This window comes from Echinicola salinicaeni (genome assembly GCF_014280965.1).
In the GTDB taxonomy this organism is placed as follows: Bacteria; Bacteroidota; Bacteroidia; order Cytophagales; family Cyclobacteriaceae; genus Echinicola; species Echinicola salinicaeni.
Window position 1 is genome coordinate 618,731 of the sequence record NZ_JACODZ010000002.1, and the last position, 12,051, is coordinate 630,781.

At 40.9% G+C, this 12,051-nt stretch carries 9 protein-coding genes; all 9 read left to right on the forward strand.

Translation table 11 applies throughout. From position 1 onward, the window contains the following. Positions 1–2 precede the first annotated feature (2 nt). The 9 genes from H7U17_RS05795 to H7U17_RS05835 all read left to right on the forward strand — a co-directional run bounded on the left by H7U17_RS05795 (position 3) and on the right by H7U17_RS05835 (position 11,617). Positions 3–929 carry a glycosyltransferase family 2 protein gene (locus H7U17_RS05795; protein WP_186755698.1) on the forward strand — a complete coding sequence of 309 codons (927 nt, stop codon included), beginning with the start codon at positions 3–5 and terminating at the stop codon, positions 927–929. Next, entirely contained in the window at positions 926–1,798 is an 873-nt protein-coding gene (locus H7U17_RS05800; protein ID WP_186755699.1) for a glycosyltransferase family 2 protein, read from the forward strand. The genes H7U17_RS05795 and H7U17_RS05800 overlap by 4 nt, the downstream gene beginning before the upstream one ends. 312 nt (positions 1,799–2,110) lie before the next feature. Continuing rightward, positions 2,111–3,061, forward strand: a complete 951-nt coding sequence (locus tag H7U17_RS05805) for a glycosyltransferase family 2 protein (RefSeq protein WP_186755700.1) — start codon at positions 2,111–2,113, stop codon at positions 3,059–3,061. A 345-nt stretch (positions 3,062–3,406) separates the two neighbouring features. Further along, positions 3,407–4,345 carry a glycosyltransferase family 2 protein gene (locus H7U17_RS05810; protein ID WP_186755701.1) on the forward strand — a complete coding sequence of 313 codons (939 nt, stop codon included), beginning with the start codon at positions 3,407–3,409 and terminating at the stop codon, positions 4,343–4,345. Continuing rightward, a complete protein-coding gene (locus tag H7U17_RS05815; protein ID WP_186755702.1) occupies positions 4,342–5,430 on the forward strand; it encodes a glycosyltransferase in 1,089 nt (362 codons plus the stop codon). The genes H7U17_RS05810 and H7U17_RS05815 overlap by 4 nt, the downstream gene beginning before the upstream one ends. Positions 5,431–5,849: 419 nt before the next feature. Continuing rightward, positions 5,850–6,995 carry a glycosyltransferase gene (locus tag H7U17_RS05820; protein ID WP_186755703.1) on the forward strand — a complete coding sequence of 382 codons (1,146 nt, stop codon included), beginning with the start codon at positions 5,850–5,852 and terminating at the stop codon, positions 6,993–6,995. Positions 6,996–7,433: 438 nt separating this feature from the next. Next, positions 7,434–7,733, forward strand: coding sequence for a GIY-YIG nuclease family protein (locus tag H7U17_RS05825; protein ID WP_186755704.1), 300 nt, complete (start codon positions 7,434–7,436; stop codon positions 7,731–7,733). A gap of 497 nt (positions 7,734–8,230) precedes the next feature. Further along, positions 8,231–9,418, forward strand: coding sequence for a hypothetical protein (locus H7U17_RS05830; protein ID WP_186755705.1), 1,188 nt, complete (start codon positions 8,231–8,233; stop codon positions 9,416–9,418). Positions 9,419–10,597: 1,179 nt separating this feature from the next. After that, positions 10,598–11,617 (forward strand): glycosyltransferase family 4 protein, encoded by a 1,020-nt coding sequence (locus H7U17_RS05835; protein WP_186755706.1) that lies wholly within the window; start codon positions 10,598–10,600, stop codon positions 11,615–11,617. Positions 11,618–12,051: the final 434 nt, after the last annotated feature.

Here is a 12,051-nt window from a genome sequence, read left to right on the forward strand (position 1 = left end):
GGATGGAATTAAAAGTATCGGTAGTAATTCCAGTATATAATGCGGAGAAATATCTAGAAGAGGCGGTTAAATCTGCAGTATTTTTAGACGAAGTTATTGAGATTTTAATTGTCGATGACTTATCTGAAGATAATTCACTTAAGGTTGGAAAATTGTTAGAACAAGAATTTGAAAAAGTAAGAGTAATTCCCAATTCCAAAAAACTATTTGCGGCAGGTTGCAGAAATATTGCTATTAAATCGTCGAAAGGTGATTTAGTGGCTTTTTTAGATGCGGATGATTGGTATTATGAAAATAGGTTTAAAAGAGATCTCGAGATTTTCCGTAATGACTCAAGAGCAAGAATAACCTATAATTTTTCAACTATCAATTTCCCAAATGGAGGTATTATTCCCTATGGGGAAAAAAAAGATTTAATGACATTCTTACCACAAGAAGCGGATAATTCGGAAGCATATGAATTTGCTATTAATAAAGATTTAGTTTTAGGGCATGTGAATGCTAATACAGTTCATAAAGAGGTTTTTAATAATGGAGATTTCTGGGATGACCGTTTAAAAGTCCATGCTGATACTGAATTTTGGTGGAGATTAAATAGAAAGTATAAGTTTCATGCATCAGAATTAGAACAACCAGTATCAGCCGCTCGTAGACATGACCATAATACGATTTATAAGAAGTCAATAAAAACTAAAACAATAATGTTATTGGTTTGGGTTGATAATATAGGTTTAGAAAATTTATATGAATTTGAAAAAAAGGCCTTGATATATCATTTGGCAAGGGCAATTACAAATCCAATAAAAAATAATTTTATCAGGAAATTAATACTTCATGGTGGACAGCTGTTTGTAGGTTTAATAAAACCATTTTTTATACCAGTTTTTTATAAATGGGGAATGAATAGATATAAACTTTATAGGGATTGATATATTTTTCGATTATAATTCCAGTTTATCAGGACGCTGATAGGTTACATAAACTTTTAAAAGCACTGGATAAACAAACTTTAGATGTTAATTATTGGGAAGTAGTCATAGTTAACAATGATTCAAAGAACCCCTTGAGTATTGAAGTAGATTTTATGTTTTCATGGCAGATTATTCAAGAAACTACGCCTGGATCGTATGTTGCAAGAAATACAGGCATTGAAGTTGCTAAAGGGAAAATCTTGGCGTTTATAGATGCGGATTGTATACCAGATGAAAATTGGATATTAAATGCCTACAAATATTTTGAGAGAGACATAAATAGGGAAATAGGTGTTCTCACTGGCTCTGTACCTTTATTTTTTAAAAATGTAAATTCCTTGTCTCCAACAGAAGTCTATGAAAAATATACAGGCTTTACCACTGAAGCATATGCCAGAGAAGGTCATGCCATTACCGCCAACTGGTTTTCCTATAAAGATGTGATCGAGGAATTTGGAGGTTTTAATGCGGCATTAAAATCAAATGGAGATTCAGATTTATCAGGAAAGATCAGCTCCAAATATAAGATTGTGTATAAAGAGGATATCATTGTAAATCATCCTGCAAGGTATCATACAGAGGACTTGGTAAATAAATATAGAAGATTATTAGGTGGTGCATATACCAGAAGGTTTCAGGAGAATAAATGGTCATTTACTCCCCATGTTTTGAACTTTATTTTAAGGAGGTATAGGTTCTCATTGAAGAAATTCTTTACTGTTCCAATTAACGAGTCTTGGGCCATCTTTAAAGTTTGTACTGCCATTAATTTAGGGGCAGTTCAGGAATATTTTAATTTGATCAGAGGTGGAGAGACGAAGAGGTAAACGTCATTGTGGATCGGTCATTGCGAGAGGCATAAATGATTTGATATAATCAAAGAGTCGTTGAATGCCCCGAAGCAATCCTACCTACTGAAGTCGGGATTGCTTTATTCCGCTAAAGCTTCATTCGCAATGACGAAGGCGATGGCGGGACTGCCGCGCTCACTTTGGTCGCTCGCAGTGACGTCTCCGTTATTGCGACGAGAATAAATAACAATATATATCCAAAAGAGTTTTAGAGAGACCCGAAGCAATCTTATCTACCGAAAATGGGATTGCTTCGTCCTCGTACCTTGTCCTTGCAATGACGCAAATATGAACCCATTAGTATCCATCATCATCCCGGTTTATAATAAAGCAGCTTTTGTGGCAGAGACCATAGAGTCTGCCTTGGCACAAACATATCCTCATAAGGAGATCATCTTGGTCAATGATGGTTCTATGGATAATTCCTTTCATATTTTAAGGCAATATCAAGGCAAGCATCCTGAAAAGATTACTTTGATTGATCAGGCAAATCAAGGAGTATCTGCAGCCACCAATAAAGGAATTAGGGAAGCTAAGGGCGATTATATTCAGTTTTTAGATGCAGATGATATACTATCACCTGATAAAATAGAAAAACAGATAATCCTCCTAAAGAACACTGAAAAGAATGTGATCGCATCCTGTGAATGGTTGATGTTTAGAGAAAATTCTGCAGACAGTTTTCATATCCCATACGGTGTGTTTAAGAATTTTGATAATGGGATGGACTTATTACTACACTTTTGGAACCATCAGGAAATGCATCAACCTGCAGTATATCTAACACACAGGGATTTAATTGAATTAGCAGGACCTTGGGACGAATCTTTATCTATCAATCAAGATGGGGAGTTTTTTTGTAGGGTATTATTAAAAGGAGGTATTATAAAGTATGAGGAAAAGGGAAAGGCGTATTACCGTATTCCAGGAGAGACCAATGTGTCCCAACAAAAAAGCCCAAGAGCCTGGTCTTCCTTATTGGATTCGTATCAATGCTATGAAAAGGAAGTACTAAAAGTAGAGGATTCTCCAAGAGTAAGAAAAGCACTTAAGAAAGTATACCAAAAGTTTATTTACGATGTGTTTCCGGAGCATTTAGATTTAATTGCTAAAGCTGAAAACCATATTCAGAAATTGGGGATCTCAGAAAAGACCTATATTGGCGGCCCCAAATTCCAAACCTTATCCAAATACCTAGGCTTTAAAAATGCCTTAAGGTTGAAACGGTTTTTGTCCTAAGCGTCATTGCTAGTTTAGTACTTTATGTCATTGCGATCCCGGTCATCCGGGAGAAGCAATCCCGTTTTTAGAATGTGGGACTGCCATGGCTTCATACTTCCGCCTCACAGTGACGTTGAGCTATACTTCATTGCGAAGGGCATAAACGGAAGTGTTCCTTGATGACGAATTTGCAATGCCCTGAAGCAATCTCATATTCAAAAAGGGAGATTGCTTCGTTCCGCTTAGGCTCTACTCGCAATGACGTTTACCGAAGTTGGGATTGCCGCGTCCTATCTCTGATCGTCCTCGCAATGACGTAAACAAATCTAAAATCTTAAGTCTAGTGTCTTACGTCTAAAAAAGATGTTCTCCGTAATCATCCCTTTATACAATAAAGCCCCTTATATCTGCAGGGCCATTGACTCCGTGTTGCAGCAGTCCCATATGGGTTTTGAGGTCATTGTCATCAATGATGGATCTACGGATGGTGGCGATAGATTGGTGGAAAAGAGATATGGGAATCAAGTTCATTTGATCCATCAAGCTAATCAAGGGGTATCTGCTGCTCGTAATAGAGGCATATCAGAAGCACAAGGAGCATATATTGCCTTTTTGGACGCAGATGATTTTTGGCATATGGATTTTTTGACTTGCATGGAAAAGGTAATAGAGAAGTATCCTGATGCTGGAATTCTGGGAAGTACTTATATTACTGAAGGGGAGTTGAAAGGTGAAAGGCTAATATCTCCAGAAATAAGAATATTAGATAATTATTTCCAGACAGCTAGCTATAATACCTGGTATACCTCATCTTCTACTGTGATCAAAAAGGATTTCTTTACATATAATCAGGGCTTTAAACCTCATTTGACCAAGGGAGAGGATTTGGATGTATGGTTCAGGGCTATTGCATTTTATGGGAAGGGCTATTATGTAAATCATGCCTTGATGCACTATGATCAGCAAGCTTCCCAAACCCAAGAGAATTTCTCTTGTATCGAGAGAACTATTTTTGCTGAAATGGTGGAAGAAGATTATCCAAGTAAAGCGATGAGTTCCTACGGAGCCTGGTTAGATTTTAGGGTGAAGTTTTTGGCCTTGAATTTATTGCCCTATTATGGGATTAGTCATAATAAAGAGGGTATTAAAAGGATTTGGGGAGCTGTTTCTATGCCTTTTACTTTCTTATTATGGGTTTATTATTTGCCATTTAACAGTTTACAAAAATTCGTAGGAAGCAATATTTTAAGAAAATGGCATAGAAAATATTCAAAGTTTTGCATTAGATATATTTATCCTTGAAAGTAATCAAGATACTTACGGAACTGGATTTTGGGGGAGTAGAAAAAGTAACCCAATTGGCTGCTTTAGGGATGAGAGCATACCCTGAAGTAGAATTGCAAATTTGGACCTTGGGCAATGGAGGGAAAGTAGCAGAAGAATTAAGGGAAATGGGCATTCAGGTAAAGGTTTGGGATAGGAATCCCAGAATTCCCAATTGGAAATTAATTCTTGATTTAAAAAAAGCATTAAAATCATTTAAACCGGATATAATTCATACGGCAGGAGCAGAAGCCAATTTTCATGGATTACTAGCGGCCAGGTTAGCAAAAGTACCAGTTAGGATAGGGGAGGAAATCGGTTTTCCTAATCACCATAAAGCCTGGGAATGGATTTTTAAAGGAGTATATGGTACAGCACATAAGGTGATAGCCATTTCTGAAGCAGTAAAGGCATACATTGTAATAAAGGGAGAAATAAGTGCTGAAAAGGTAGCAGTAATATATAATCCCGCCCAACTTGAGAAATCAGATTTGAATGGCATGGATCAAAAACCTCCTTTTACATTTATCATGGTAACCAGGTTGACTGCCATTAAGAATATTGCAGCAGTACTTAAATCATTGGCCAATATCATTCACGGAGCTCCCTTTGACCCTAAATTATTGATAATTGGTGATGGAGAAGAAAGAGATTCCTTAGAGGAATTAGTAAGGAAATTAGAGATAGAAGAGATTGTAACATTTCTGGGCTTTCAAGCGGATGTATCACCTTTTTTATTTCAATCAGATGTATTCTTAATTCCATCGTATTCGGAAGGTTCCTCTGTGGCACTGGCTGAAGCCATGATGGCAGGATTGCCTTCTGTGATTACAAAAGTGGGAGGGGCAAGCGAAATCATCGGGGAAAGTAATTCAGCAAAGATCATTGATCCCCATACGCCCCAATCCATAGAAAATGCCATGCTCCAATTCCTCCAAATGCCTGAAAAGGAACGTTTGGAAATGGGCAAAAGCGCCCAAAAAGAAGCCCAAAAATACACCGTGGAAAACCACGTTAAGAACTTATTAAGCTTATATAATTCCTTATTGGAAAGTAATAGGTAAAATAACACGTCATTGCTAACTCGGTATTATCCGTCATTGCGAGGAGGGGCAAGCCCGACGTGGCAATCTCGTTTACATAATATAAGACTGCCACGCTCCTTTTATTCGCTCGCAGTGACGTGAAATTATCCGTCATAGCCAGCCCGGTCAACTGGGAGAAGCCCGCCTCCCGCCTGCCTTGCTGGTAGGCAGGGAGGGCAGGTAATCTCGTCTAGCGAAGCACTGGCGTGGAATTACCCGTCATTGCGAGGGTTTGTCAAAACCTGAAGCAATCCCATTTATCGAAGTTGAGATTGCTTCGTTTCGCTAGGGCTCCACTCGCAATGACGTATAATAAGTCGAGACTGCCACAGTCTCCGCCCTGTCTGACGCTAGGCAGGCTTAGCGGATCCTTCGCAGTGACGTTTAAAATTTAAAACATGCCCCAAAATAAAATCCGCATCCTCCATTGCATAGAAACCATCTCCTCTGGAGGGGTGGAGCAAACCCGCCTGACCCTGGCAAAAGGACTGGATAAAGAGAAGTACGAACTGAAAATCATCTGTACCTGGAAGGGAGGTCCGGTTGCAGATGCCTTGGAAAAGGAAGGAGTTGAGCTGATACCAATTGGTAGCTTTAAACATCCCTTTGAATGGAAAAAACACAAAAAGGTTAGACAAGTAATCCGGGATTTTAAACCCCATATCATTCATGGAGCCATCTTTGAAGGCATGAGCATGGCCGCCATTGGGGGGAAGTTTGGAAAAGTACCAGTGGTGATTTTGGAGGAAACCTCCGATCCCCAAAACCGCTCCCAAAAGGCCATTTGGCTCCAGCGTTTATGGATAAAAGCAGCAGATAAAATCATTGGAATAGCGCCTGCAGTGATGGGTTTTCTGAGGGATAAAGTCAAGGTTCCAGAGAAAAAATTAAGCTTGATCAATAATGGTGTGGGAGACTTGCAGGGAGAAGAAGAGGACACAATCTTAAAATTAAGAGAGGATTTAGGGATTAAGCCTACCGATATGATCATCGGTTCAGTAGGACGGGTATATGATCATGTTAAGCGCTTCACGGATATTCTAGAGGCAATAAAGCTGCTGGATAGTCCTCATATAAAATTCCTTTTGGTGGGTGATGGTCCAGACTTAGAAGATATAAAAATAAAAGCCGAGGAATGGGGATTAAAAGATCAATTGCTCTCTGTGGGATATCAAAGCCATACCGAAGCCTACTATAAATTAATGGACATCTTCTGCATCGCCTCATCCAATGAAGGCTTTGGCTTGGTAGCTGCAGAAGCCATGATGCACCATTTGCCTGTCGTAGCGACCAAAGTGGGCGGCTTACAAAATGTGGTGGTGGATGGTGAAACCGGTTTCTTAGTACCTCCCTATAACCCCCAAGCCCTGGCCAAAAAGCTCCAACACCTCATCGACCACCCCGACCTCAGAACCCAATTCGGCCAAGCCGGCCACCACCGCGCCAAAAAACACTATTCCGCAGAAAGATACGTAAAGGAGGTAGAGGATTTGTATTTGGGGCTGTTGAGGGAAAAGGCCTATTACGTCATTGCGAATGAGTAGCATTACGTCATTGCGAGGAGGGCTCCGCCCGACGCGGCAATCCCGCCTACCGAAAACGTCATTGCGAACAAAGTGAAGCAATCCCGACTACCGAAGCTGAGACTGCCACGCTCTCTCTGTTCGCTCGCAGTGACGTTTGTTATTACGTCATTGCGAACCTGAAGAATGAAGGTGAAGCAATCCCGCCTACCGAAAACGTCATTGCGAAGGATCCGCATAGGCGGAGACTGCGGCAATCCCGACTACCGAAAACGTCATTGCGAACAAAGTGAAGCAATCTCGTCTACTGAAAATGAGACTGCCACGCTCTCTCTGTTCGCTCGCAGTGACGTTTGTTATTACGTCATTGCGATCCGCCTTGGCGGAGAAGCAATCCCGCCTGCCGAAGTTGAGATTGCTTCGTCGTTCCTCCTCGCAATGACGTTTAGAATTAAAAGCATGAAAAAAGGAGGATGTGTTTACATAATGACCAATCAAAACCATTCGACATTATATGTGGGTGTAGCTGCAGACCTTTTAAGAAGGGTACATGAGCATAAAACTAATATCAAAAGAAATTCTTTTTCCGCTAGATACAACTTGACCAAGCTGGTCTATTATGAAACCTTTCATTCCATAGAAGAAGCAATTCTTAGAGAAAAACAAATAAAGGCAGGTTCCAGACAAAAGAAATTAGATTTAATCAACTCCCTAAACCCTAACTGGAAGGATTTGTGGGATGATATCCAAGAATGGTAACGTCATTGCGAACCCGAAGAATGAGGGTGAAGCAATCCCGTCTATCGAAGCTGAGATTGCTTCGTCGTTCCTCCTCGCAATGACGATGTTCTATCCGTCATTGCGAGGAGGGCTCTGCCCGACGCGGCAATCTCGACTACCGAAGTTGAGACTGCCACGCTCTCTCTGTTCACTCGCAGTGACGTTGGCCTTTACGTCATTGCGAACCCGAAGAATGAGGGTGAAGCAATCCCACCTGTCGAAGCTGAGATTGCTTCGTTGTTCCTCCTCGCAATGACGATGTTCTATCCGTCATTGCGAGGAGGGCTCTGCCCGACGCGGCAATCTCGACTACCGAAGTTGAGACTGCCACGCTCTCTCTGTTCACTCGCAATGACCTATCAAATTAATCTCTATATTTACCGCCACATAAAAACCACAAAAGTCAAAGAAATACTTTGCTCGACCTTATCATCATTATAGTATGCCTAATTGCCCTGGTCAATACCAACCAAAGTATGGCCAAGAAATTTGGCCTGCCCCAAAAATACCAATACCACCTCCATTACCTGCTTTTTTATCACCTCTTTTTTAGTCTTTTTTATACTTGGTACATCATCAATTTTGGTGGAGATTCAAGAGGCTACTGGGTGTTTGGCATGGAGCAGGTATTGATTCGAGGAGAGGAGTCCTGGATGAAATATTTTGGAGAAGGAACTACTTTTATACTTTGGTTATGTTACTTTCCAAGTAAAGTTTTAGGACTGGAATATATCACAGGAAATATACTATACGGATTCTTAGGCTTTATAGGGATCCGTTATCTCTTTATCATGACTGCCGAATATTTTCCGATGAATCATAAGGTGCTCAATATATCTTTGTTTCCAACCATATTTTATATGGCCAATTTTAATTTTTGGTCATCAGGGGTAGGAAAGGATTCTTTATGTTTTTGGGCCATAGCTTGGTTCATGTTTGCGGTTCAAAAATACAATACCCGTTGGTGGCAAGGCCTAATTGCTTTCTTTTTTGTCTATTTGGCTAGACCACATATGGGGCAGGCATTGATTATTGGGACAGCAATTGCAATAGTATTTGGATCGGAAATTAGGAGAGAGTATAAGATAGTATTGACGATTATGGCATTCATTGGTTCGGTATATTTGATGTCTAATACATTAGAAGTCCTTAAGTTAGAGGAAGTGTCCTTAGAATCCTTAGAATCATATACTTCTACAAAAGCAAAAGATCTTGGAAGGGGGAATTCTGGCTCTGCGGTTGATATTTCTTCGTACCCTTTATTGTTTAAAATATTTACTTTTTTATATAGACCGATATTTATAGATGCCCATAATATAATGGCATTATTAAGTTCCATAGAAAATGCACTGTATTTATGGTTGAGTTTGTTTATTATACGAAACTGGACCCCGGAAGCATTAAGGGATATGCCGGTATTCTTAAAAGTGGGTTTTATAACTTCTATTCCAGTTACTTTGGCCTTTGCCAATAGCTTGGGGAACTTGGGTGTGATGATGCGGATGAAAAACATGATCATGATTTATTTTGCCTTATTTATTCTATTTTTGATCACTTATAATAAGAAACTACGCTACCAGAAATACTTGGAAAAACAACGCTATTACCAAAAACGCCAGGAAATCATCGCCCAGAAAGCAGCGGCAAAAGAGGGAAATGCCTAAAGCTGAATGCCCAAAGCAAAAGGCCATTGCCCCCGTTGCCCGTTGTGCTGAGGGCTGTGCCCCAGCACCATTAATATTGAGCCTGCTGTAGGCAGGTCTCTGACTCATTTGATAAAGCAAATATTGAGTCCCATCGGCTTTCGGCCTTTAACCTTAGGCCTTTGACTTATATTCAATCTCAGCGACCTCCGCGCTACGCTGTGGTTTCTCCGAGGGCCAACTCATTTGATAAAGCAAATATTGAGCCCCATCGGCTTTCGGCCTTTAACCTTAGGCCTTTGACTTATACTCAACCTCAGCGACCTCCGCGCTACGCTGTGGTTACCCTTAGATCCGGCTCATTTGATAAAGCAAATATTGAGTCCTATTGGCTTTCGGCCTTTAACCTTAGACCTTTGACTTATATTCAACCTCAGAGACCTCCGCGCTACGCTGTGGTTACCCTTAGATCCGGCTCATTTGATAAAATAAATAATTAGCCCCATCGGCTTTAGGCTTTTAACCTTAGGCCTTTGACTTATATTCAACCTCAGAGACCTCTGCGCTACTCTGTGGTTACCCTTAGATCCGGCTTATTTGATAAAATAAATAATTAGCCCCATCGGCTTTCGGCCTTTAACCTTAGGCCTTTGACTTATACTCAACCTCAGTGACCACTGTGCTATCTCAGCGCTACGCTGTGGTTACCCTTAGACCCTACTCATTTGATAAAGCAAATATTGAGTCCCATTGGCTTTCGGCCTTTAACCTTAGGCCTTTGACTTATACTCAACCTCAGAGACCTCCGCGCTACGCTGTGGTTACCCCTAGACCCTACTAATTTGATAAAGCAAATATTGAGTCCTATTGGCTTTCGGCCTTTAACCTTAGGCCTTTGACTTATACTCAACCTCAGAGACCTCTGCGCTACGCTGTGGTTACCCTTAGATCCGGCTCATTTGATAAAGCAAATATTGAGTCCCATTGGCTTTTGGCCTTTAACCTTAGGCCTTTGACTTATACAATCTCAGCGATCTCCGTGTTATCTTAGTGTTCTCCGTGGTTACCCCAGACCCCGAAGGGGTCAAACATTACTAACGGATCGGTATAACAATCATCCACGACCCCGAAGGGGTCGAATATTACTATAAAAAAGTGCCCAAAAAAAACAAAATACTCTTCCTCCCAAAATACCCACGAATGGGAGCCAGCAGTAGGCTAAGGACCTTTCAGTACCTGCCCTTATGGGAGGCAGCAGGCTTTGATGTGACCCTTTCGGCATTCTTTAATAAGCAGTACCTGGAAGAACACTATGCAAAGCGCCCCATCGATAAAGGCAATGTCCTTGCCTGTTATAAAAGACGCTGGAAGATACTCCAGCAAGCAGGGGATTATGAGTATATCATCATAGAAAAAGAACTCTTTCCTTTTATGCCCTTTGGCTTGGAAAAATGGGCCTTCAAAAAAGGTCCCCAATACATCTTCGATTATGATGATGCCGTATTCCATAATTATGACCTACATGGGAATAAATGGATCAGAAGCTTATTAAAGGACAAAATAGATCAACTAATGGCCAAGGCTGATCAACTATGGCTGGGCAATCAGTACTTGGCCGCCAGGGCACAAGAAGCCGGTGCCCATAATATCATGGACCTCCCTACAGTCATTGATTTAGATAAGTACCAACTAGGACCTGAAAAGGATAATACAACCGTAAAAATAGGATGGATAGGCTCGCCCACCACACTGAAATACCTGAACCAATTAAAACCCGTTTTTGAAGGATTGAAAAAGGAAGAGGCTTTCACCTTAAATATTATCGCCAATGGACAGGGGATAGGCTTGACTGACTTGGAAAAAACATTCAAATGGTCAGAGGAAGAAGAAGTGGAATTGATCCAGCAATTGGATATCGGCCTCATGCCCCTAAACGATACTCCTTGGGAGCAGGGCAAATGTGCCTATAAGCTCATCCAGTACATGGCCTGTGGTCTCCCTGTCATAGCTTCCCCCATTGGCATGAACAAGGAAGTGGTTAGGCACGGAGTGAATGGCTTTTTGGCCAGCAGCCATGAGGAATGGACCCAGTACCTAAAGATCCTCCTGGAAGATCCTTACCTCCGACAAATCATGGGGGCAGCGGGCAGAAAGCTGGTAGAAGAAAAATACACCCTGACCCACAACTGGAAAAAGATCCAGTCCAAGCTAAATAAATAAAATACCAAAGAACCAAGGCCGAAAGCTGAATGTCAAAAGTCTAAGGCTGAAAGCTTAGTCCCATTCTCAGTCTTTACTCTTTGTTCTTTCTTCTATTATCTCAAGTCTCAAGTCTCTTTACCCTTGCTACTAGATACTAGATACTTCAAATAATGCTGTTCCACATTTGTAATGTGGAACCCCTATAAACGGGCATTTGCAATGCCCCTTTGAATCCATGGAAAACGAATATATGCAGATATATGATCCCCAGGCTAGTGTAAAAAATAATGCGATGTCGGAAAGAGACTCTTCCTTGCACTCAGAGTGACAAGGAGCTATAGCTGCTCAGCATTTGTCATATGAAGCGTATCCAGTCTTTACTCTTTGTTCTTTCTTCTATTATCTCAAGTCTCAAGTCTCTTTACCCTTGCTACTTGATACTAGCTACTAGA

Bases quoted from the DNA above. Each gene is read 5' to 3' on its own strand.
- H7U17_RS05820 (WP_186755703.1), top strand. From the start codon at position 5,850: ATGCCCCAAAATAAAATCCGCATCCTCCATTGCATAGAAACCATCTCC.
- H7U17_RS05835 (WP_186755706.1), top strand. From the start codon at position 10,598: ATGGGAGCCAGCAGTAGGCTAAGGACCTTTCAGTACCTGCCCTTATGG.
- H7U17_RS05825 (WP_186755704.1), top strand. From the start codon at position 7,434: ATGAAAAAAGGAGGATGTGTTTACATAATGACCAATCAAAACCATTCG.
- H7U17_RS05830 (WP_186755705.1), top strand. From the start codon at position 8,231: ATGGCCAAGAAATTTGGCCTGCCCCAAAAATACCAATACCACCTCCAT.
- H7U17_RS05810 (WP_186755701.1), top strand. From the start codon at position 3,407: ATGTTCTCCGTAATCATCCCTTTATACAATAAAGCCCCTTATATCTGC.
- H7U17_RS05795 (WP_186755698.1), top strand. From the start codon at position 3: ATGGAATTAAAAGTATCGGTAGTAATTCCAGTATATAATGCGGAGAAA.
- H7U17_RS05805 (WP_186755700.1), top strand. From the start codon at position 2,111: ATGAACCCATTAGTATCCATCATCATCCCGGTTTATAATAAAGCAGCT.